Source organism: Kitasatospora sp. NPDC008050 (assembly GCF_042957465.1).
Taxonomy (GTDB): domain Bacteria; phylum Actinomycetota; class Actinomycetes; order Streptomycetales; family Streptomycetaceae; genus Kitasatospora.
In genome coordinates this window covers 156,233-177,133 of the sequence record NZ_JBIBIJ010000019.1, presented here as the reverse complement: position 1 = coordinate 177,133, position 20,901 = coordinate 156,233, and the positions used below count along the sequence as shown (strand labels likewise).

Annotated in this window: 23 protein-coding genes, 2 tRNA genes, 1 pseudogene and 1 riboswitch; of the genes and pseudogenes, 10 read left to right on the top strand and 16 right to left on the bottom strand. The window is 74.0% G+C overall.

Translation table 11 applies throughout. The annotated features are described in order from the left end of the window. Window positions 1-74: 74 nt before the first annotated feature. The 3 genes from trmB (at window position 75) to ACFZB9_RS30245 (ending at window position 2,222) form a co-directional block, all read left to right on the top strand. Complete coding sequence (gene trmB / locus ACFZB9_RS30255; protein ID WP_391452425.1) at window positions 75-926, top strand: tRNA (guanosine(46)-N7)-methyltransferase TrmB; 852 nt, start codon at window positions 75-77, stop codon at window positions 924-926. A gap of 49 nt (window positions 927-975) precedes the next feature. Further along, window positions 976-1,049: transfer RNA gene (locus tag ACFZB9_RS30250), tRNA-Met, on the top strand. Between the two features lie 291 nt (window positions 1,050-1,340). Continuing rightward, window positions 1,341-2,222, top strand: coding sequence for a DUF2785 domain-containing protein (locus ACFZB9_RS30245; RefSeq protein ID WP_391452424.1), 882 nt, complete (start codon window positions 1,341-1,343; stop codon window positions 2,220-2,222). Window positions 2,223-2,229: 7 nt separating this feature from the next. Here the strand turns inward: ACFZB9_RS30245 and ACFZB9_RS30240 are convergent, their stop codons facing one another. The 4 genes from ACFZB9_RS30240 to ACFZB9_RS30225 form a co-directional block, all read right to left on the bottom strand. Then, window positions 2,230-2,889, bottom strand: coding sequence for a TNT domain-containing protein (locus ACFZB9_RS30240; RefSeq protein ID WP_391452422.1), 660 nt, complete (start codon window positions 2,887-2,889; stop codon window positions 2,230-2,232). Further along, window positions 2,886-3,587 carry a tyrosine-protein phosphatase gene (locus ACFZB9_RS30235; protein WP_391452420.1) on the bottom strand — a complete coding sequence of 234 codons (702 nt, stop codon included), beginning with the start codon at window positions 3,585-3,587 and terminating at the stop codon, window positions 2,886-2,888. Before ACFZB9_RS30235 ends, ACFZB9_RS30240 begins: the two co-directional genes overlap by 4 nt. Beyond that, window positions 3,572-4,279 carry a hypothetical protein gene (locus tag ACFZB9_RS30230; RefSeq protein WP_391452418.1) on the bottom strand — a complete coding sequence of 236 codons (708 nt, stop codon included), beginning with the start codon at window positions 4,277-4,279 and terminating at the stop codon, window positions 3,572-3,574. Before ACFZB9_RS30230 ends, ACFZB9_RS30235 begins: the two co-directional genes overlap by 16 nt. Before the next feature lie 77 nt (window positions 4,280-4,356). Further along, the gene (locus ACFZB9_RS30225; RefSeq protein ID WP_391452416.1) at window positions 4,357-5,088 is read right to left on the bottom strand and encodes a sensor domain-containing protein; all 732 of its coding nucleotides are present in this window, start codon (window positions 5,086-5,088) and stop codon (window positions 4,357-4,359) included. Between the two features lie 127 nt (window positions 5,089-5,215). Here ACFZB9_RS30225 and ACFZB9_RS30220 point away from each other — a divergent pair, with 127 nt between their 5' ends. Next, a complete protein-coding gene (locus ACFZB9_RS30220; RefSeq protein WP_391452414.1) occupies window positions 5,216-6,127 on the top strand; it encodes a hypothetical protein in 912 nt (303 codons plus the stop codon). A 78-nt stretch (window positions 6,128-6,205) separates the two neighbouring features. On the opposite strand, the gene ACFZB9_RS30215 is transcribed toward ACFZB9_RS30220, so the two are convergent. Beyond that, entirely contained in the window at window positions 6,206-7,240 is a 1,035-nt protein-coding gene (locus ACFZB9_RS30215) for a M23 family metallopeptidase (protein ID WP_391452412.1), read from the bottom strand. 11 nt (window positions 7,241-7,251) lie between these two features. Further along, window positions 7,252-7,425: riboswitch (cyclic di-AMP (ydaO/yuaA leader) on the bottom strand. Between the two features lie 196 nt (window positions 7,426-7,621). On the opposite strand from ACFZB9_RS30215, the gene ACFZB9_RS30210 reads away from it, so the two are divergent. The 4 genes from ACFZB9_RS30210 (at window position 7,622) to ACFZB9_RS30195 (ending at window position 9,982) form a co-directional block, all read left to right on the top strand. After that, on the top strand, window positions 7,622-7,912 hold the full coding sequence (locus ACFZB9_RS30210; RefSeq protein ID WP_391452410.1) for a YiaA/YiaB family inner membrane protein: 291 nt from the start codon (window positions 7,622-7,624) through the stop codon (window positions 7,910-7,912). A 123-nt stretch (window positions 7,913-8,035) separates the two neighbouring features. Next, window positions 8,036-8,908 carry an alpha/beta fold hydrolase gene (locus ACFZB9_RS30205; protein WP_391452408.1) on the top strand — a complete coding sequence of 291 codons (873 nt, stop codon included), beginning with the start codon at window positions 8,036-8,038 and terminating at the stop codon, window positions 8,906-8,908. Next, window positions 8,908-9,495, top strand: a complete 588-nt coding sequence (locus ACFZB9_RS30200; RefSeq protein WP_391452406.1) for a TetR-like C-terminal domain-containing protein — start codon at window positions 8,908-8,910, stop codon at window positions 9,493-9,495. The genes ACFZB9_RS30205 and ACFZB9_RS30200 overlap by 1 nt, the downstream gene beginning before the upstream one ends. Before the next feature lie 247 nt (window positions 9,496-9,742). Continuing rightward, entirely contained in the window at window positions 9,743-9,982 is a 240-nt protein-coding gene (locus ACFZB9_RS30195; RefSeq protein ID WP_391452404.1) for a hypothetical protein, read from the top strand. 78 nt (window positions 9,983-10,060) lie between these two features. Here ACFZB9_RS30195 and ACFZB9_RS30190 read toward each other — a convergent pair whose 3' ends face one another. The 9 genes from ACFZB9_RS30190 to ACFZB9_RS30150 all read right to left on the bottom strand — a co-directional run bounded on the left by ACFZB9_RS30190 (window position 10,061) and on the right by ACFZB9_RS30150 (window position 18,038). Continuing rightward, window positions 10,061-10,792, bottom strand: coding sequence for an MgtC/SapB family protein (locus tag ACFZB9_RS30190; protein ID WP_391452402.1), 732 nt, complete (start codon window positions 10,790-10,792; stop codon window positions 10,061-10,063). Between the two features lie 99 nt (window positions 10,793-10,891). After that, a complete protein-coding gene (locus ACFZB9_RS30185) occupies window positions 10,892-11,371 on the bottom strand; it encodes a carboxymuconolactone decarboxylase family protein (protein ID WP_391452400.1) in 480 nt (159 codons plus the stop codon). A 64-nt stretch (window positions 11,372-11,435) separates the two neighbouring features. Beyond that, window positions 11,436-11,597, bottom strand: coding sequence for a DUF6126 family protein (locus ACFZB9_RS30180; RefSeq protein WP_327068240.1), 162 nt, complete (start codon window positions 11,595-11,597; stop codon window positions 11,436-11,438). A 47-nt stretch (window positions 11,598-11,644) separates the two neighbouring features. After that, a complete protein-coding gene (locus ACFZB9_RS30175; RefSeq protein WP_391452399.1) occupies window positions 11,645-12,265 on the bottom strand; it encodes a helix-turn-helix domain-containing protein in 621 nt (206 codons plus the stop codon). A 118-nt stretch (window positions 12,266-12,383) separates the two neighbouring features. Beyond that, window positions 12,384-14,792: a glycoside hydrolase family 65 protein gene (locus ACFZB9_RS30170; protein WP_391452398.1), complete on the bottom strand. Its 2,409-nt coding sequence runs from the start codon at window positions 14,790-14,792 to the stop codon at window positions 12,384-12,386. Further along, on the bottom strand, window positions 14,789-15,538 hold the full coding sequence (locus tag ACFZB9_RS30165) for an HAD family hydrolase (RefSeq protein WP_391452396.1): 750 nt from the start codon (window positions 15,536-15,538) through the stop codon (window positions 14,789-14,791). The genes ACFZB9_RS30170 and ACFZB9_RS30165 overlap by 4 nt, the downstream gene beginning before the upstream one ends. A gap of 116 nt (window positions 15,539-15,654) precedes the next feature. Then, a complete protein-coding gene (locus ACFZB9_RS30160) occupies window positions 15,655-16,872 on the bottom strand; it encodes a hypothetical protein (protein WP_391452394.1) in 1,218 nt (405 codons plus the stop codon). A gap of 231 nt (window positions 16,873-17,103) precedes the next feature. Continuing rightward, a tRNA-Lys gene (locus tag ACFZB9_RS30155) sits at window positions 17,104-17,176 on the bottom strand. A gap of 178 nt (window positions 17,177-17,354) precedes the next feature. Beyond that, window positions 17,355-18,038, bottom strand: a complete 684-nt coding sequence (locus tag ACFZB9_RS30150) for a DNA polymerase beta superfamily protein (protein WP_391452393.1) — start codon at window positions 18,036-18,038, stop codon at window positions 17,355-17,357. Window positions 18,039-18,222: 184 nt separating this feature from the next. On the opposite strand from ACFZB9_RS30150, the gene ACFZB9_RS30145 reads away from it, so the two are divergent. Beyond that, window positions 18,223-18,525, top strand: coding sequence for a hypothetical protein (locus tag ACFZB9_RS30145; protein WP_391452391.1), 303 nt, complete (start codon window positions 18,223-18,225; stop codon window positions 18,523-18,525). A 191-nt stretch (window positions 18,526-18,716) separates the two neighbouring features. Continuing rightward, window positions 18,717-19,589, top strand: a complete 873-nt coding sequence (locus ACFZB9_RS30140; protein WP_391452389.1) for a DUF3592 domain-containing protein — start codon at window positions 18,717-18,719, stop codon at window positions 19,587-19,589. 53 nt (window positions 19,590-19,642) lie between these two features. Here ACFZB9_RS30140 and ACFZB9_RS30135 read toward each other — a convergent pair whose 3' ends face one another. After that, window positions 19,643-20,467, bottom strand: a complete 825-nt coding sequence (locus ACFZB9_RS30135) for a TIGR02452 family protein (RefSeq protein WP_391452388.1) — start codon at window positions 20,465-20,467, stop codon at window positions 19,643-19,645. 153 nt (window positions 20,468-20,620) lie between these two features. Beyond that, window positions 20,621-20,901 (bottom strand): annotated as a pseudogene (locus ACFZB9_RS30130) (RNA helicase); the annotation flags it as partial.

Sequence of the window (20,901 nt, the reverse complement as noted above, 5' to 3'; positions counted from 1 at the left end):
AGCGCACCGGGGCCCGGTGGGCGGGCGGCAGGCCCCAGGGCCGCGCCGGGCCGTCTCGTAGACTCGACGGCATTGTGACTGCGACTGCCTCCACTCCCCAGCCCGCCGCCCAGGCGCCCGCCACCCGGCCCTCCGCCCGCCTCTCGGCGGCCCCCGCCGGCTACCCGGCCCCGATGTATCCGCACCGGGCCACCGAGGAACAGCACAGCGAGCGGCGGATCCGCAGCTTCCAGCCGCGCCGCGGCCGGATGACCCCGGCCCAGGCCGGTGCGCTGGACCGCAACTGGGACGACTGGGGCCTGGCGATCGACGGCAGCCCGCTCGACCTCACGAAGCTCTTCGGCGAGCTGCCGGTCACCCTGGAGATCGGCTTCGGGATGGGCGAGACCACCGCCGCGATGGCCGCCGCCGACCCGGCGATGGGCATCCTGGCCGCGGACGTGCACACCCCGGGCCACGGCAACCTGCTCAACCTGCTGGAGCAGAGCGGCGCGCAGAACGTCCGGCTGGCCGCCGGCGACGCGATCATCCTGCTGCGCGACATGCTGGTGGACGGCTGCCTGGCGGGTCTGCGGGTCTACTTCGCCGACCCGTGGCCCAAGCCCAAGCATCACAAGCGGCGCCTGGTCCAGGCGGACTTCCTCGACCTGGTGCTGCCGCGGCTGGCCCCGGGCGCGCTGGTGCACTGCGCCACCGACTGGGAGCCGTACGCCGAGCAGATGCTGGACGTGCTCTCCGCCCGCCCCGAGCTGGTCAACCTGCACCCCGAGGGGGACGGCAGCGCCTGGACGGACGAGGAGCGGCGGGCCGACGGCACCGTGCCCGGCTACGCGCCGCGGCCCGGCTGGCGCCCGGTGACCAAGTTCGAGCGGGCCGGACTGGCCAAGGGGCACGTGGTGCACGACCTGCTCTTCCGCAAGGTCTGACAAGCGATTTCCATTATCGGACAGCTTCCCGTACTGTTGGGTTCACCGACGCGGGGTGGAGCAGCTCGGTAGCTCGCTGGGCTCATAACCCAGAGGTCGCAGGTTCAAATCCTGTCCCCGCTACTCAGTAGCACAGAAGGACCCGGTGGAGATTTCCACCGGGTCCTTCTGCTTTCGCCCGGGCCGCCGAGAAAAAACCGTTGCCCCGCCGCACGGCGCCTGCCTATCGTGGCAGCAACACGAAAGGAGGTGATCCTGAGTTGAGTACCCACGTAACTGCGCTTTCGCACGCGTCTGACCAGCTCGGGCGCGCCTCCGTGGAGCTCACGGCCTGAGCCGAGCCCCACGGACGGGAACGCGCAGAAGTTGGCGAGCCCCCGGATCCCCTCAAAGCGAGGACCCGGGGGCTTCGTCATGCCATCGCCACCCCTGCCCGTCGCCCGCTCCGCCACCAGCCTCCCCGCCACCACCCGCTCCGCCACCGCCCGCTCCGCCCAGAGAATCGGACGCGACATGACCGACCTGCAGAAGCTGCTCGCCCAGGACACCGTCGAGCCGACCCCTGAGCTGGTCGCCGAGCTGAGCGCGGCACTGCGCTCACCGGATCCGGAGGTCCGCGACGCCCAGGCGTACGAGCTGCTGGACTACTGCATCCCGATCATGGAGCCGGAGCTGCGCCACTGGCTCGGCGAGGAGATGGCCGCCCGGTTCACCGACCCGCAGATCCAGGCCCGGACCTTCGCGCCGCTGATCCTGGCCGTCCTGGTCGACAACGGCACGTACCGGCCCGAGTGGCAGGCCGCCTTCGCCCGCTGGTACCCGGCCGAGACCGATCTGCGCGGCCACCACCCCGAGTTGGGCTGGCTGCACGCGGTCGCGCACGGGGCCGACCTGCTGGGCGCGCTCGGCCGCTGCCCGCAGGTCGGGCCGGCACCGCTGCTGGAGCTGGCCCGGGAGCGGCTGCTGACCCCGACCGGGCACCTCTTCGACGCGATGGAGGACGACCGGCTCGGCCGCGCCATCGCGCTGGTGCTGACCCGCACGGAGCTGACCGAGCAGGAGTCGGTGCAGTGGCTGGCACCGATCGCCGCCGACTTCGCGGCCGGGCAGCCGGGGCCGGTCCCCGCGCACGCCTCGAACACCATGCGCACGCTGCGGGTGCTCTACCTGCTGGCCGACCGCGGGGTGCGGCCGCCCCGGCAGGAGGACGGGCCGGCACTGGCCCTCGCCCATGCCGGCGCGGTCCGCGAAGCCGTCGCGGCCACCCTCGCGATCTGCTCGCCCTACGCGGGCTGACGCAGCATCAGACCAGGCGCTGGAGATAGCCGTTGGTGACCAGCCAGCCGACGTTGACACTGGCCGGGGCACCGGGGATCAGCGTGCCGTCCAGCTGGTACTGCCAGCCGAGGCCGGGCTGGTTGAACCACGGGGCGATCGGACCGCCGTGCACCGAGAAGGACTTGACCACCCGGTAGTCGTGGTAGTTGCAGCCCGCCGCCGGGTTGCCGTCCAGGCTCGACGGCGGGATCGCCCGGCTCGCGTAGGAGGAGCCCTCGGGGGCCAGGAAGCTGCCGTACTCGCTGCCGTAGCGGTCGATGTCCTGGCCGGGCAGCAGCGGCTGGGTCAGCTCCAGCGGCTGACCGTTGATGACCAGGTAGCCGTTGTCCGGCGGGTAGCGCCAGCTGCCGGCGGCACTGTCGTAGTACTGGGTGAGGAAGGCCGAGGTGCTCGCGCCGCCGGTGCGCTGGTAGCCGAACAGCTGCCACCCGAGCGGCCCCGAGGCGGGCAACTGCTCGGGGCCGAACCGGGCGTCGCCGTTCGCGAAGGCGGCCGAGCACTGGTCGGCGTGGGCGGTGTCGGCGGGGACGGTGTCGGCGTGGGCGGCCGGGGCGGCGGTGAGGAGTGCGGCTCCGGCCGCCAGCGCGATGAGCAGGCGGCCGGAGCTGGGTATGGTGATCGTCATTCGCGCAAGGTAGCGCGCAGGCCGTGGAGTTCGGCCTCTTTCAAGCCATGGGCCAGCAGGTACCCCTCGACGCTGCCGTGCCGCTCGCGGATCCGGTCCAGCGCACCGGTGAGCAACTCGCCCATCACCGGCTTGGTGTAGCGGGTCACGCCCTGCGGGTCCACGTACGGGACCGGCCCGTCCAGCACGCCCAGGCCCTCGTTGGAGAGCAGGTAGTCGGCGAGGATCTGCTCCGGCGGCACGCCCAGCAGTTCGAGCAGCAGGGCGACCAGCAGGCCGGTGCGGTCCCGGCCGATCGCGCAGTGCACCAGGGCGGGCAGCGCCCGCGGTTCCAGCAGCCGGCGCAGCGCGGCGACGAACACCGGGCCCGCGGTGTCCATGATCAGCGCGTATGTCTCCTCGGGCGGCAGCCCGGGGTGGTAGGAGCCGTCCTGCGGCAGGACCGGGAAGTTGGCCAGATCGACGTTCAGATCATGCGTTCGATCCGGCTGTGCGACCAGCTCGTCCGCGTCGCGCAGGTCCAGCACGGTGCGCAGGCCGAGCTTGGCCAGCACCCGGGCACCCTCCTCGGGCAGGTCGACGAGCCAGCCCGAGCGGTAGAGCAGCCCGGGACGGACCGCACCGAGCCCGCCGAGGTCACGCAGGTTGCGCAGGCCGGGTATCGCCAGCAGCCGGGAACCGCTCAGGTGTTCATCCATGGCACCGCACGGTAGCGGTGATGCCGGGTCAGCGCGAGCACGTAGCGGCGCCGCCCGTCCCCCGGGGCCCGCACGGTGCGCAGCTCGCTGTGCACCCCCTGCCGGCCGAGCGCCTCGCGCAGCAGGGGCAGCCTCGGGCTGCGGCGACTGCGCGCGTCGTGCAGCGGGTGGACCAGCACCTCGGCGCCCGGCGCGGTGACCCGCACCAGCTCCAGCAGCGCGGCCAACTGCTCTGCCGCGGAGAAGCGTTCGGGGTAGGCGAAGAGCAGATAGGAGCTGAGCGTGAGGGCGAAGCTGCCGTCGGCGAAGGGCAGCGCCGGCAGCGCGGCGGCCACGTAGTCGCCCGGGTGGGCGGCCCGGTCGGCGGCGAAGAGCCGGCGGGCCCGGTCCCAGCTGCGCAGGTACTTCTGGTACGGCAGGTGGCGCGGGCTGAGGTAGCGGGCGGGGGCGGCGGGCATCGCGCGGGCCATCGTCCACCGGGCGGCCTCGGCGCCGGCCAGCAGCTCGGCACCCGGCGCGGCATAGGCGGGGTCGACGGCCAGCACCCGGCAGCCGAGCGCCCGGGCCTCGGCGACCAGGCCGGCCGCGCCGCCGGGGCAGTCCAGCACCGGCCCCGGCAGCGCGCGCAGGGCGGCACGGGTCAGGCCGAAGAAGCCGCAGTACTCGTCCAGCGGCCGGGAGGTGACCAGCATGACCTCACCTGAACACGCCCGCGCCCACCGCGCACCCGGGGGTGAGCGGTGGGCGCGAGCAGCGGCCCGTCAGCCCGTCAGCCGCGCAGCAGCAGCCAGGCGGCGCCGCGCGAGACGTTGGTCAGCAGGTGGGTCAGCCGGGCGGTGAGGAAGATCAGCAGGATGCCCACCAGCGAGACGCCGGCCACCTGCCAGAGGTGCGCGAGGTAGTAGTCGTGCTGCACACCGTGCGCCGTGTAGTTGAACAGCCGCAGGCCGGGCCAGTCGGTGTAGGTCGGGAAGACCCAGTTGTAGGCCGGCAGCAGCGCCATCGCGAGGCCGATCACCCACAGGTTGACGGACAGCACGAAGCAGAAGACGTGCCAGGGGAACATCACCACGTGGTACACCACCGCCTTCCAGCCCGCCGGGTCGCGCAGCTGCCCGGTGATCCGGCTCCAGAGCCCGCCGGACGCCGGACGCACCGCACGCGGCGCCCGCAGCCGCAGGCCCAGCTGCCCGGCCACCCGGACGCGCTCCAGGGTGCCCAGGCCGCGGGCGCCGGCCAGCAGCAGCGCGAGGACCGGCAGGCCCAGGAAGGTCATCACGGTGCCCACGCCGGCGGCGAAGAGCGGGACGGTCCAGGCGAAGCCGATGATCGCGGTGAAGAGCGAGGTGAGGATGTAGCCGAGCTCGCGGTAGGTCTCCCGGGCGAACGGGCCGCGCCAGAAGTACGGCACCTCGAACCCCTCGTCCCGCCCCCGCGCGGCGGCGTCCTCCGGGCCGGGTGCGGCGTCGAAGGCGGCGAACGGGGTGGCGGTCGTTGTCATGCCGACTACTGTGCCGCCTCGCGCACCCCGGCCGGTAGGCGGCTGACCGGCGAACCCGCGGTGGGGTTAACCCCACCCTCGCGCTGACGACGGGCCCCGGCAGCCCGACGAGTGCGAAGATCAACGCATGGACCAGGACGACCTGCGGCTCGCACCCCGACCGCACACCGCTGAGCTGCTGCGATGGGCCGAGGAGCAGGGGCTCTCGCCGGCACCCGAGGCGGCGGTGGCGGCGGTGCTGACGCTGCTCGAACTGGGCGACGCCCAGCTGCACGACGGCTTCCCCGAGCTGACCTCCCCGCTGCTCCAGGAACTGCTGTACGAACGGCTGCACCTGTACGTCCAGCCGCTGCCGGAGCAGCCGCAGCACGCCTACGGCGACGCCGTGCGGCTGCTGATCGACCACCAGCGCGCGGCGAAGCGGCTCAACGCCAAGCGGCAGCAGCGGCTGCACGAGGAGGCCGAGTGGCAGGGCGAGCTGCTGGCCGGGCTGCTGCGCCAGCCGCACCTGCTGACCTGGCCCCGGCTCTACACCCTGCTGCTGCGCGAGGCCGGCGTCGACACCGCCGACCCGGCGGCGGTGCGGGCCTGGCTGGACGGGTTCCGCACGCTGGCGGAGCCGGAGCGGATCGCCGCCTTCGCGGCGCTCACGGGGCTGGAGCAGCCCGAGGGCGAGGAGGGCTGGACCGAGGGCGTGCTGCTGTCGATCGGGATGGCCACCGACGGGGCGCGGCTGCTGGTGGAGAACCGCCTGATGCAGCGCAGCTACCGCAACCTGGCCGGGCTCAACGCGCTGGGCCTGCCGATGCCGGCCGAACTCTCCGGCGACTTCCCGGCCTTCGAGGTGGCCGTGCAGGCCGAGGCGCTGCGACTGCTCGGCGAGTGGACCGTGCCCGCACTGCCGGAGCTGCTGCTGACGGAGTACCAGGACCTGGCGCCGGAGCCGGGCGCGGCGGAGGTGGACGGCTACATCGTGCGGCGCGGGCTGGTGGACCTGCCCGACCTCGGACTGTGGACGGACGACGAGGCGCAGGCGTAGCGCCCACCCGGCCGGGCACTGCGCCTGGCCCAGTCGGACAGTGACGGCCCAGACAGTGACGGCTCGGACAGCGACGGCTCAGACGGTGACGGCTCGGACGGTGGCGCCGTGGGCGGCCAGCCAGGCGGCCGGGTCGACCGGGGCGCCGCCGCCCGGGCGGACCTCCAGGCGCAGGTGCGGGCCGATGGGAGCAGCGCCCGGGCGAAGGCTCGGGGCGGCGCCGGTCGCGCCGACCGTGCCGAGCACCGTGCCGGGGGCGACCTGGCCGGCGGTCACGGCGATCGAGGCCAGATGGCAGTACCAGAGCTCGGTGCCGTCCGGCAGGGTCTGGACGACCCGGTAGCCGTAGGCGCCGGACCAGCCGGCCGAGCTGACGGTGCCGCCGCTGACCGCGCCGACCGGGGTGCCGACGGCGGCGACGAAGTCCAGGCCGGTCTGCAGCGCGGCCCACGGCGAACCGGACGCGGCCACCGTGTACTTGGCGAGCGGCAGGCGGGCGGCGATCGGCTCGGCCGCGGCCTTGGCCTGCTCGGCTGCGGCCTGCGCGGCCGCGTGCTCCTGCTCGGCCTGGGCGGCTGCCGCGGCCTGGGCCCGGGCGGCCTGCTGCTGTTCGGCCCGCTCCTGCTCGGCCCGCTGCTGTCCGGCCCGCTGCTGTCCGGCCAGGTGCTCGGCCTCGGCCCGGGCGGCCGCCTCGGCCTGGGCCGCGCGCTTGGCGGCGGCCTCGTTGGCGGCTTCCAGCCGGGCGGCCTCCTCGGCGGCGGTGCGCTGGTCGGCCTGCTGCTGGATCCGGGCGGCGAGCGCGAGGCCGGGGTCCGCGGCGCCGTCGGACTGCGCCTGGGCCCCGTGGTCGGGGACGGTGAGCGCGGGGGCGGGCGCGGGGGCCGGGGTGGCGGCGGCCGCGGCGGTGGCCGACAGACCGGTGGCGCCGAGCGCGGCGGCCATCGCGGTGACCATGGTCGGGGCGCCGCCCAGCCGCAGGCTCGCGGAGGGAGCGCCGGCGCGGGCCTGCCGGGGCACCTTCGGCCGGGCGGGGTCCGCCGGCGCGCCGGGGTGGTCGAGCAGGCCGGTGGTGCCCGATTCGGTGTGGCTCTCCGGGGAGTGCGACAACGCCACGGGGGCGCGCTCCTTTCCTTCCCTCGCGCCTACCGGGTTAGCTGACGGGTTCGGAGCAGGAAGGTCTCCTACGGTCCGACCTGGACCGATCCGGCCCAAGACGATCCGATTCACCCCAAGGAACGTGGTTCCCCGGCTCCCGGCCCAACCCGAAGGCTGGTCCGTGGATTAGGCGACGGCGCACGGTGCCGTTTCGGGTACGGCGTTGCCGACCGCGCTGCGTTATCAAACGTTAATCCCAGGAGCGCGCGATTCCAAGCCGCTCCGATCGAACGGGCACATTCCCATGACGTCATGTTCCCGTCATGCACAGCGCCGCCCGGGCCCGATCTGAGTAGTCGTACTCAGGTGCGCGGCACGGAAGTTGGCCATCCTTCAGGCATGACTTCCACGGTTCAACCGCGGACCACGTCCGCCTATTACCTGCAGGCGATCCTCTCCTTCGCGCTCTCCACCGGCGGCCTCGCCGTGGGCATCGCCTACCTGCCCGTCAGTTCCTGGATGCGGGCATTCCTCGCGGTCGGCCTGCTCTACGCACTGACTTCCGCCTTCACGCTCGCCAAGGTGATCCGGGACCGGCAGGAGGCCGGCGAGATTGTCACCCGGGTCGACCAGGCCCGGCTGGAGAAGCTGCTCGCCGAGCATGATCCGTTCCGGGCCGAAGGGCTGTAGGGGGCCGCGGGGGGCTGACGGAGAGAGGTCTCGCGCGGGGTTGACGGCTACGGCTATTAGCCATAGCTTTGTGGGTGTCGGCAGGCCGCCGGCACCCACCGTTCGTCAGGCCAGGAGGCCGCCGTGAACGCCACCACCACCCCGCAGACCCAGTACCTCCAGCTCCCCGGCGGCACCATCGCGTTCGACGACACGTCCGGCGCCGACACGTCCGGCGCCGACGCATCCGGCGCCGGTACCCCCGGCGAGGACGTCACCCCCGTGGTGCTGCTGCCCGGCATGCTGGAGCCGCGCGCCAGCTTCCGCTACCTGCGCCCGCTGCTGCTCGCCGCCGGCCGCCGCGTGATCACCATGGACCTGCGCGGCCTCGGCGAGTCCTCCCTGGCCTGGGACGACTACTCCCCCGCCGCGATCGCCGGGGACGTCATCGCGCTCCTCGACCACCTGGGCATCGGGCGGGCCGTCCTGGTCGGCCACTCCTACACCGGCGCCACCGTGCTCAAGGCCGCCACCACCGCCCCCGAGAAGGTGGCCGGCATCGTCCTGCTGAACGCCTTCGTCGAGCAGCCCGAGGCCGGCGCGCTGAAGCGGGCGATGGTCCAGGTGATGGGCAGCGCGGTGATCGCCTTCCCGAGGTTCTGGGGCTTCTACCTGAACAGGATCGCGTTCCCGACCACCAAGCCCGCCGACCACGCCGAGTACATCGCCCGCCAGGTCCGGGCGGCGCGCACGCCCGGCCGCAAGCAGGCCACCCGCGGCTACGCCCGGGGCAACTCGGCGCCGGTCGGCTGGACCGAGGGCGTGCGCTGCCCGGCGCTGGTGGTGATGGGCGCCAAGGACCCCGACTTCACCGACCCGGAGCTGGTCGCGGACCGCCAGGCGGCCGCGCTCAAGGCCCGTAAGGTGATGATCGACGGCGCCGGGCACTACTCGATGACGGACCACCCCGAGGCCACCGCCGCCGCCCTGCTCCCCTTCTTCACCGAGGTTGCCTGATGCCCCGCGCCGGACTGACCCCCGACCTCGTCGTCGACCACGCGCTCGGCCTGATCGACGACGAGGGCCCCGACGCCCTGACCCTGGCCGGTGTCGCGCTGCGGGCCAAGGTCGCCGCGCCCTCGCTCTACAAGCACGTGCCCGGCGGCCTGGGCGGGCTGCGCCGGCTGGTCGCGATCAGGGTCACCACCGACCTGGCGGCCCGGCTCCAGCAGGCGACCGAAGGGCTGCGCGGGGACGCGGCGGTCGACGCCCTGCTGCGCGCGTACCACGGGTACGCGATCGAGCACCCGCACCGCTACGCCGCCCTGCCACAGAGCCCGTCCAGCGCCGACGGGGAGCTGATCGACGCGGCCACCGCACTGGTCGGCGCGATCTTCCGGGTGCTGGAGGACTACGGGATCGCGGACTCGGAGGCGGTGCACGCGACCCGCACCGTGCGCGCCCTCGCGCACGGCTTCGCCTCGCTGACCATCGGCGGCGCTTTCCAACTGCGTGAGGACCTGGAGGTGACCCAGCAGCGGCTGATCGGGATGCTGACCAGCGGACTGCGGGCCTGGCCGGACGGCCTCGGGACGGGGAGCTGAGCAGACCCCGGGCAAGCGGCTGGTCAAACTCTGGTCAACCCTGTCGCCAAACGTCTGGTCAGACCATGGGCTGATCGGATAGCACTAGGGAAAAGGGACTAAAGTCCCAGCCGGTACGCATTCGGACAGGAACCGAGACCGATTCGTCGCCGAACGAAGGTCAGACTGAGGCCCACCCGGGTAGCAGCTAGCCGAGGCGTACCACCCGCGAGTCCGCTCGCGGCTCACCCGCGAAGGACGAGGGCCCATGACGCAGCCGACCACCGCCCACCGTGCGGCCCTCGGGACCTCCCCCGCGGCGCTGCCCGCCCAGCGCACCGCCGCCGTGCCGCCGCGGCGCGCCGGCCACCCGGCAGCCGTCAGGCCGGCCGCCCTGACGGGCTGGGCCGCGATGCGCCGAAGCCTGTCGATCGTGCGGGGCGTGCGCTCGATGGGCACCGTCCCGGCCCGGCCGCAGCCCGGCTACGGGGAGTCGGACGGGCAGTAGCCCCAGTCGTACGGACGGGCGCACAGTCGTACGCACGGGAGCCCGGGCCGCCGTGCAGCAGCCCGGCCCGCCCACCCCTCAGGCGAGCGCCTCGGGTTCGGGATCCTGACGCTCCTCGATGAGGTGCCAGTACAGATCGCGCACACCCGGCTCCAGCGACAGGCGGGTGATCAGCTGCTCCATCGCGCGGGCCGGGTCCCCGGCGACCGCGACCGTGGCGCGCAGCTTGGTGGTGTGCTCCTCCTCGCGCCGGGCCCGCAGCCCGGTGGGGGTCAGCCCGGCACTGGTCATGGCCTGCAGCAGCAGGGCGCGCAGCTGGGTCTCGGACTTGCGGTCGCAGAGCAGGTGGATGCTGGCCCGCACCCCCTCGACGTCCGGATCGTCCTGCGGCACCCGGTCGAGCAGCCGGCCCGCCGGGCGCAGCGTCAGATGGACCGCCAGCACACCGAGGGTGCCCAGCAGCGCGAAGAGCAGGTGTCCGGAGGCCGCCAGCACCCCGACCGCCGCCGAACACCAGAGCGTGGCCGCGGTGTTCAGGCCGCGCACGCTGGCGCCGTCGCGCAGGATCACCCCGCCGCCGAGGAAGCCGATGCCGGAGACCACGTAGGAGGCGACCCGGGTGGTGGAGCCCGGGTCCAGCACGGAGGCGCTGTACAGCACGAAGAGGGTGGCGCCCGCGGCCACCAGCGCATTGGTGCGCAGACCCGCCATCCGGGCCCGCCACTGGCGCTCCACCCCGATCAGCGCGCCGCAGCCGACGCCGACGCCGAGCCGGGTGACGAACTCCAGGGTGCTCAGGGTGGCGGCCACGGCCGCACTCTACGGCGCGCGGCGGTACGGGTGGGGGATCCCGCACCGCCGCCGAGAAGAACAGTCGGTGACCGGACCGCGCCCTGGACACGCCCGAGGTCAGGCCTTGGGGGCCGGGCTCATCCGGGTGCTGACCGCGATCCGGTTCCACGCGTTGATGGTGGCGATGACCGAGATCAGCTGGGCCAGCTCGGCCTCGTCGAACCGGTCGGCGGCCTCCTGGTAGACCGCGTCCGGCACGTGGCCCTCGGTCAGCAGGGTGATCGCCTCGGTCAGCGCCAGCGCGGCCCGCTCGCGGGCGGTGTAGTACGGGGTCTCCCGCCAGGCGGCCAGCGCGTAGATGCGGTGCTCCTCCTCGCCGGCCTTGCGGGCGTCGGTGGTGTGCATGTCGATGCAGAACGCGCAGCCGTTGATCAACGAGGCGCGGATCTTGACCAGTTCGGCCAGCGCGGGGTCGATTCCGCGCTGGGAGGCCCCGGTGAGCTGGAGCATGGCCTGGTAGACGTCGGCGGCCGCCTGGGAGAAGGCCAGGCGTGGGGCGGGAGCCGGAACGGTCTGCTGGTGGAGCGCGCTAGTCATGCCAACCACCCTAGGGACTCCCGGACGGTGAACAGAACCGCGACACGGGTGCTTCGGGTACCCCTCAGCCGCGGTGCGCGCCGAGCCAGAAGAGCAGGTAGAGGAAGGCCGCGAAGCCGTGCGCGGCCGCCAGGTAGATACAGACGCGGATCAGCACCCGGCGGTCGGTGCGCTTGCCGCCGTCGGTGGTCGGGGCGTAGTGGGGGCGGGGCTGCTGGATGGCCATCGGTCGAACTCCTTGTCCGAAACGTGCCAGGGATGTTGGGAGCCGCCTCAGTGCGGGCGGGCGGCGGTCGGCAGGCACAGCTCGCCGGCCGGGCTCTGCAACAGGGTGTGGACGAACAGCAGTTCCACGCCCTCGGTACCGTCCGCGGCGAGCTGGTGCGGGGTGAGCGAGTCGAACTGGGCGCTGTCGCCGGGCTCCAGGAGGTAGTTGCTCTGACCGAGGGTCAGCCGCAGCCGGCCCTGGATCACGTGCAACCACTCCTCGCCGGCGTGCACCCGGACCACCGTGTCCTGCAGGCCCGGCGGGATCTGCACCCGCAGCGCCTGCATCGCCAGACCGGCCACGCCGGCCCGCCGGTAGCCCCAGCCGCCGGCCCGGCCCGGGGCGATCTCACCGCCGCGCACCACGGGGTCGGCCGCGGCGGTCTGCTCGCCCAACAGACCGGCCACGGTGGCTCCGTAGAGCCGGGCCAGGGAGAGCAGCACCGGCAGCGAGGGCTGGCGGCGACCGGTCTCCAACCGGGAGAGATAGGCTGGGGAGAGCCCGGCCCGGGCGGCCGCGGCCTCCAGGGTGAGGCGACCGGCCAACCGGTGCTCGCGCAGGCGGGCACCGAGTCCGGGCAGTTCGCCCGCGTCCGGAGCCGGCTCGGCCGGCGGTTCGGTGGTCATGGGACCAGTCCACACCCGCTGTGCCGCAGAGGCAAGAAATGTGCCTCAGAGGCAAAAAACGCCGAAACGCCGCCGCCCGACCGAGGTCGGGACGGCGGCGCCGCTGTGCCGGGCCCGGCTACTCCGCGGCCAGGTGCTCCGAGCTCGCCAGCGCGACCCCGATCTGCGGGCCGGCCTGGGAGGTGCGGCGGGCGGGCTCGCGCCCGGGCGGCTGACTGGGCCGCTCGCCGCTGACCGGCTTCGCGGTGGGCCGTCGCACCGGCTCGCCGACCTCGACCCAGAGCGACTCGCTGTCGTGCTGGAGGCGGAGCTTGTCCCCCTCGCGCAGCATGTAGGTGGTCTCCTCGTGGGTGATCTCCACCCGCAGCAGGTGGTGGCGCACCCGCATCGAGAAGGCCAGCCGGGTCAGGCCCGCGGGCAGCCGCGGCCGGAAGCAGACCACCTCGCCGTAGTCGCGCAGCCCGCCGAACCCGGCCACCAGCGCGATGCAGGCACCGGCCAGCGAGGCCATGTGCAGCCCGTCGCGGGTGTTGCCGCCCAGGTCGTGCAGGTCCATCAGGGCGGCCTCGGCGGTGTAGTCGTAGGCCAGGTCGAGCTGGCCCACCTCGGCCGCCATCACGGCCTGGGTGCAGGCCGAGAGCGAGGAGTCGCGCACCGTCAGGCGCTCGTAGTAGGCGAAGTTGCGCGCCTTCTGCTCGGGGGTGAAGGCGTCGCCGCGGATCTGCATGGCGAGCACCAGGTCGGCCTGCTTGACCACCTGCTTGCGGTACAGGTCGAAGTACGGGAAGTGCAGCAGCAGCGGGTACTTCTCCTGCGGGGTGTTCTCGAAGTCCCAGACCTGGTGCAGGGTGAAACCGTCCGCCTGCGGGTGCACGCCGAGGTTCTCGTCGTACGGGATGTACATCGCCTTGGCCGCGTCGCGCCAGGCGGCGGTCTCCTCGGAGTCGACGCCCAGCGCGCCGGCCTCCAGCTGGTGCCGGTTGGCGGCCTCGGCGGCGGCGCGCAGATTGCTCTGCGCCATCAGGTTGGTGAAGACGTTGTTGTCCGCGATCGCGCTGTACTCGTCCGGCCCGGTGACGCCCTCGATCCGGAACTTGCCCGAGGGATCGTGGTGCCCCAGCGAGCGCCACATCCGGGCGGTCTCCACCAGGAGCTCCAGCCCGTAGGTGCGCTCGAACTCCACGTCCCCGGTGGCCCGGACGTAGCGCACCACGGCGACCGCGATGTCCGCGCCGATGTGGAAGGCGGCGGTACCGGCCGGCCAGTAGCCCGAGCACTCCTCGCCGCGGATCGTGCGCCACGGGAACACCGCTCCGGCCAGGCCGAGTTGGGCCGCACGCTCGCGGGCCAGCGGCAGCGTGGTGTGCCGCCAGCGCAGCGCCTGGGCGACCGCGCCGGGCAGGGCGTAGGTGAGCACCGGCAGGACGAAGGTCTCGGTGTCCCAGAAGCTGTGCCCGTCATAGCCCGGACCGGTCAACCCCTTGGCCGGGATGGCCCGTTCCTCGCTGCGAGCGGAGGCCTGCAGGACGTGGAAGAGCGCGAACCGGACGGCCTGCTGGAGTTCCACGTCGCCGTCGAGCTCGATGTCGCTGGTGTCCCAGAAGTCGCGCAGGTACTCGCGCTGTTCGGCCACCAGGCCGTCCCAGCCGGAGTACCGGGCCGCGGTGATCGCGGCCTCGACCTGGTCGCGCACGGCGGGCAGCGAGCGGGTGGCCGACCAGCCGTAGCCGATGAACTTGGTCAGCCGCAGCCGCTGGCCCGGCTGGAGCACGGTGGTGGCACTGATCCTGGCCTGGTCGCTGCGGGCCTCGGAGGTGACGCTGACGCCCTCCGGGCCCTCGATCACGTGGTCCATGCCGGCCGCGATCCGCAGCCCGCTGTAGCGGGTCCGGTGCACCAGCGAGGCCTTCGTGCCGTGCGCGTGGTGGTCCTCGGCGACCAGCGGCGCCTCCAGCACCGCGGCCGCCCGCGGGTCGCCCTCGCCGCCCTGCGGCAGCTGCTCGTTGGCCACCAGCTCGGACTGGACCACGATCCGGACCGGCCCGTCGACCGCCTCCACCTCGTAGTCCACCGCGGCGATCGCCCGCTGGGTGAGCGAGACCAGGCGCGCGGAGGTGATCTTGACGGTCCGTCCGGCCGGCGAGGTCCACTCGGCCTCGCGCCGCAGCACCCCTTCGCGGAAGTCCAGGGAGCGGCGGTGGCCGCGCAGTTCGCCGTAGCGCAGGTCGAACGGCTCGTCGTCGACCAGCAGCCGGATCAGCTTGCCGTTGGTGACGTTGATGACGCTCTGGCCGGACTCGGGGTAGCCGTAGCCGCCCTCCGGGTAGGGCAGCGGGCGCAGCTCGAAGACGCCGTTGAGGTAGGTGCCGGGCAGGCCGTGCGGCTCACCCTCGTCCAGGTTGGCCCGCAGGCCGATGTGGCCGTTGGAGAGTGCGAAGACGGATTCGCTGCGGGCCAGGCCCGACAGGTCCAGACGGTGTTCGGTGACGCTCCACGGATCGACCGCGAAGCCCTCCTGTGCGGTCACTGCGCCGCCCCCTCGATGAGTTCGGAGAGATCGTCCACCACCAGGTCCGCGCCGTGCTCCAGCAGAGCCTCGCGCTGGCCGGTCCGGTTGACCCCGACCACCGTCCCGAAGCCCCCCGCACGCCCCGAGGCCACGCCCGCGAGCGCGTCCTCGAAGACCGCCGCGTGCTCGGGTCCGATGCCCAGGGCCTTGGCGGCGGCGAGGTAGGTGTCGGGGGCCGGTTTGCCGGGCAGGCCCTGGGACTTGGCCGTCTGACCGTCGATCACGACGTCGAACAGACCGTCGATGCCGGCCGCCTTGAGCACGTCCCGGCAGTTGGCGCTGGACGAGACCACCGCCCTGGGCAGGCCGAGCACCCGCAGCCGGTGCAGGTACTCCACCGAGCCCGGGTACGGCTGCACGCCCTGCTCGCGGATCAGGCGCAGCACCAGGTCGTTCTTGGTGGTGCTCAGACCGTACACGCTGCGGGTGCCCGGCGGGTCGGCTTCGTCACCTTCGGGGATTTCGATAGAACGGGAGGCGAGGAAGGTGCGCGTACCGTCCAGGCGCGGGCGGCCGTCCACGTAGCGGTCGTAGTCCTCGACCGGGTCGAACGGCACGAACTCGTCGCCCGTGCGGCGGGCTTCCTCGCGCAGGAAGTCGTCGAACATCGCCTTCCAGGCGGCGGCGTGCACCTTCGCGGTCTGCGTCAGCACGCCGTCGAGGTCGAAGAGGTAGGCACGGATGTGGTCGGGTAGCCCCAGCATGGTTGCAGTGTGGACCAGATGGCTCGAGTCCGGGTCGATTCGGCGCGGCGCGCCGTCCAGCGTTCACCTGTGACTCCTGGAGGGTCCGCCGGCAGGGGGCCGGTCCGCCCGGCGGCTCATGGCTGGTCGAACCAGCCGTGCTGGAGCAGGGTGCGGGCCAGCCGGTCGGCCGGACCGTCGGCCTCGACCACCACGACCTCGGGCAACTCGGCGGCCACCGCGCCGCGTTCGAAGGCGGTGTCGTCCAGGTAGACGAAGGCGTCCAACGGCAGGCCGAGCACGGCGGCGGCCCGGCGCAACCGTTCGGCGGCGCCGAGCGGCGCCGACGGCAGCTCGCGGACCGGGCCCGCCGGGTCGCCGCCCATCAGGACCAGCCGAACGCCCTGGTCACGCAGCCGGCCGACGGTCCGGCACAGCTCGCCGTCGGCCTCCGTCCAGAGCGGGCTCGCCAGGTCGATCGCCAGCGCCCGACGGGACAGACCCGCGCCCGCCTGCACGATCCGGCGCACCTCCTGGGCGAGCAGAAGCAGGGCGCCCGGACTGTAGTGCGCCGGAGCGGCCGGCCCGAGGGAATCGGCGGATCCGCGCACCGGCTCGGCGCGGGCCGGCACCGGTGCCTCCGCCAGCAGGCCGACCAGGTCGATCACCCGCACCCGGGGGAACTCGTCGGCGAGGGCGAGCAGGCTCGCGTTGAGCCGGTGCCAGAGCGCGGTGAGCGCGGCCCGCGCCCGGGCGCCGATGACCGCATCGCGCAGCACCCGCGGCAGCGGGACGGTGTGCAGCACCACCACCGCCCCGCCCGCGCGCAGCGCGGCGCCCAACAGGGTGCGCAGCACCGCGAGCCGCTCGGCCAGGCGCGGCCAGAGCGTGGAGGGCGCGGCGGGGTCGATGGGGTCGATGGGGTCGGCCGCGGCATCCGGCCCGGGAGCGGGCCTGGACCCGGGCCCGGGCGCGGGCTCGGCACGGGGCTCGCGCGGCAGGAAGAACTCCGCGTCCAGCAGGCAGAGCAGCAGGTCGGCGCCGAGCGGACGGCCACCGGCCGCCAGGGTGGAGGCGAAGGCCCGGGACGGCGCGACGATCAGCCCGGGCCGCACTCCGGCGCCCACCAGGCAGGCACGCAGCAGGGGTTCGAGGTCACCGGGCGGGCAGGTGGGCAGCACGCCGAGCCGACAGGGCGTCAGTTCGTCGCCGGTGTCGCCCAGCTCCCGCAGCGCCCGGCCGGCGTCGAGCAGGGTGGCCAGGTCCTCGGTCCGCGCCAGGGCGAGCCGCAGGTCCGGGCCGGGGGCCACCCCGGACCGGACGGCGGCGCGGATGGCGTCGATCAGCTCGGGCAACGCGCGCTCCCCGGGCGTTGTCGTCCGTTCACGTCCACACGGTCCATCCCCGCTGCCTGCCCAGCCCCGCCTCCGGTAACCCCGGCTCTTCGTCCTTCCCCTCGTCCACCGGCGTGAAGCGGCGAGTCGCCAGGCCGCACCGACCCGCGGGGCTCCCCCCGCAGCGCCCTCGGACACGAAAAAGCGCCCCACCAGCCGCCGAAGCAGTTGGTGGGGCGCTTGCGCATCCGGTGGGGCGCCAGGGGCTCGAACCCTGAACCTACGGATTAAAAGTCCGCTGCTCTACCCATTGAGCTAGCACCCCTCCATCGTGCACATCATGCCAGACCGCGCCGCGGCACGCCGCAAGATTCGACGCCAGGGCGCCACGGGGCTGCTGCCGCGGGCTCAGGACGCCACCGGCGCGCGGTCGGACATGCCGTGCCGCGGCGATGGTACCGGCCGCGGCCCGGGGAGCGGCCGGTGGCCGGGCCGTCGGGGGCTCAGGCCGCGGCCAGGGGCGTCAGGTTCGCCAGGCGTACCCGGCGGAGCCAGTCCTCGACCGGGCGCTCGTCGGGAGCCGCGGGCAGCACGCCCGGGCGGTTCAGGCGGTGCTCAGCCTCGGCGAGCAGCGGTTCGGCGGTCTGCGGCCGGTCGGCGATCCGCTCGCCGAGCTCCCGCACCCGCTCGGGGTCGGCCAGCCGGACCCGCAGTTCGCCGGTCTCGTGCAGCCCGACCGCCTGCTCGACCAGCCGCACCAGGTGCCGCGCGTGCTTGGCCGCCCGGGCGCGGGTCTCGGCGACGGTGGTGTCGCGGGTCCGCAGTTTGCGCAACTGCTGTCCGGCGTAACCGAGATAGGCCGAGCGCACCGCGCCGGCGCTCAGGAACGAGCGCCGCAGCCCGATCAGCTCCGCGCCCAGCGGCGTGCGCTCCTCGTACAAGTCCTCGGGCAGCCAGACCAGCTCACCGGCCGTCGGGTTGCACACCAGCGCCAGCCGGCACCACTTCGCCGCCTCGTGCCAGGTCCGGTCCGGTGCCGTGCTCACCACCGACTCCGCCGGGCGGCGCAGGCCGTGCAACTCCTCCGTCGCCACCGCGAACACCCCGAGCCGGTCCAGGTCCGAGCCCGGCCGCGCCAGCCCGTAGGCCGTCGACCCCACCACTGCGGACAGCAGTATCCGCACCACCGCCACCCCCTTCCACCAAGGTCGCACCACAGTCCGCCCAGTCTCTCCTCCGCCCCGCGCCCTACGCACCCGGTTTACCCCGCAGCCGCCCGGGCGCCCGGACCGGGCGGGTTAGGCTCGTCGCGCGTGGCACCAGGAAGATCAGGCAGACATCCGAGCAGAGTTCGAGCGACAGGAGAGCACCATGGCGAAGACGGCGACCACCCTGATCGCGGCGACCGGCCTCATCGGCGGCTACGGCGCGGCGCGTTGGAGCGGCAAGCGGGAACTCGGCGGGGCCGTGCTGGCGGTGGCCGGTGCCGGGGCGGCCTACCGGTGGCGGCGGACGGCGGGCACCGGCACCGCCGCCGCGCTGACCGGGCTGTATGTGGCCGCGTTCGGCGGTTCGCACCCGCTGGCGAAGAAGATCGGCGCCTGGCCGTCGGTCCTCGCGGTGACCGGCGTGGTGGCCGCCGCCTCGGCCCTCGCGGAGCGCGGGCGGGGCTGACCGCGGGCACCCGGCAAGCGGTCGCCCGGCCCTGGTGACAGCGGCGCCCGAACGGGGCAGGATCAGAGTGGCTACCCAGGAGGTCGCACGGGTCACGCGGAGTCACCCGAGGGCCCGGCCACCGCGGTGGAGCAGGCGGCGGCCGCGGACCGCAAGCCGGGGGCGGGCGTCGGGGGGACAGGGGGACGACGATGGGCCGGGACGGCCACGAGGTGCTGCTGAGCTGTTGGTGGGCCGGTCTGGTCCTGCTCGTGGTGGGCGTACCGGCCATCACGCTCGGGCTCACCCGGTTCGCGCGGCGCGGCATGGAGGTCCAGGGCACCGTCTCCGAGGTGCTGCTGTTCCGCAGGCCCAACGGGTCCGGCGCGCTGGTCCCGGTGGTGCGGTTCACCGATGCCGCCTCCGAGCGCGAGGTGATCGGCTCGCCGTCCTGCGGGCGGGTGCCGCTGGCCGGCTGGCCGGGGCAGCCGATCACCGTCCGGTACCTGCCGGGCGCCCCGGACCGCTTCCAGGCCGGACCGCAGACCAGCGTCTTCGACGCCGCGCTGAGCAGCCTGCTGGTCATGACGCTCGGCTCGGTCGCCCTGGTGCTGACCCGGTGGACCGACCCCGACGCGATCGCCACCAGCGCGGTGCTCGGCGCCTCCGGCGTGGCGCTCGGCGCGGCCACCGTGCTGACCCACCGCGCGACCCGCTCCGAGCGGTCTACTGCCCTGCGGGACAAGGGAGTTGTCAGCTACGGTCGGATCGTCGGGTCGCTGGTGGTGGACGGCGGCGGGGACAACGCGCACCATCACCACCCGGTGCTGGCCTTCACCTCGGCCGGCGGCGAGGAGGTGATCGGAGCCGACCTGCACAGCATGAGCAGCCAGAGCTACCCGCTGGACGGCGCCCCGGTCCCGGTGCGCCACCTGCCGGAGAACCCGCTGCTCTTCGCCCTCGACGCCACGGTGCGCCCCAAGCCCGCCACCGGCGGCCCCGCGGCCCGGATGCTCGGCCTGGTCACGGTCCTCGCCTGCTGCGGCGTCCTCATCATGGTCGGCGCCAACCTCGGCCACCGCTGACGCCCGGCGCCCCGCGCCCGGCCCCGGCCCCGGCCCCCGTCACCAGCCCCCCGTCAGGCGCCCCCGAACCGCGCCTCGAACGCCGCCCGGTTGGCCGACACCCGCGCCCGGTCCCAGACCGCGAACACCACCCGCTCGAAGGCCGCCCCGAAGGACTCCAGCGCCACCGCGAACGCCTCGGCCACCTGCACCGGGTCGTTGCGGAACACCCCGCACCCCCAGGCGCCCAGGACCAGGTGCCGCACCTCGTGCCGGGCCGCCACCGCGAGCACCCGGGCGGCCCGCTCCCCCAGCACCTCGGCCACGTCGTCCCCCTGCCCGCGGACCGCCAGCTCCCCCGCGTTGGGCGCCGCCGAGGTCAGGAAGGAGACCGGGTACGGCCGCGCGAGCAGCGCGCCGTGCCGGTCGCGGATCACCGGCACCTGGGGCGAGAAGATCACCCGGTGGCTGTAGCGCAGGTCGTCACTGGCGCGGTGCGCGGCGTAGTAGTCGGGCGCGGCCAGCAGGCACTGGTAGAGCAGCGCGGTCCGGCAGACGTCCTCCTCCTGCGCCTTGGCGCCGCGCAGGTAACCGCCGCCCGGATTGCGCGCGGAGGCGAAGTTGAGCACCCCGACCCGGGCCTGCGGTCCGCCCGCCGCGACCAGTCGCGCGGCGGCCTCAAGGCTCCCCTCCGCGGTGACCTCGATCGCCGGCCGCCCGGGCCCGGGCACCGCCCCCTCGCCCCCGGCAGGCCCCACCGGGCCGTACGAGAGGGTGCCGGCCCGCGCCGCCGCCAGCAGCCCGCCGATCGTCACCCTCGCACCGCCCGGCCCCTGGTAGCCGCCGCGCTCCGCGATCTCTTCGTTCTCCCGGGCCACTTGGTGCAGTCTGCTGCTCATTCGCCCGACCGTACGGAGAACCCGCCCCGCACGCCAGCGAGTGAGAGGGCCCCCTACCGGCGGACCCGCTCAGCCCAAGCACCGGCCGTGCAAACGCCGGCGGGCCCGCCCCACCGAAGTGGAGCGGGCCCGCCGGGCGGTCAAGCTGGTGTGTCAGTTCTTCCAACGCGGCTTGCGGTCGCCGCCGTTGAAGCTGCCGCCACGGTTGTCACGGTCGCCACCGAACGAACGGCCGCCACGGTTGTCACGGTCGCCACCGAAGGACGAGCCACCCTGCGGACGGCCACCCGAGCGGTGGTCGTCGCGGCGGGCGAACGGACGGCTGCTGCTGCCGCCGCCGGCGCTGCCGCCACGGTTGTCACGGTCGCCACCGAAGGAACGGGCCGGACGGTCACCGAAGGAGCGGTCGCCACCGAAGGAGCGGCCACCACGGT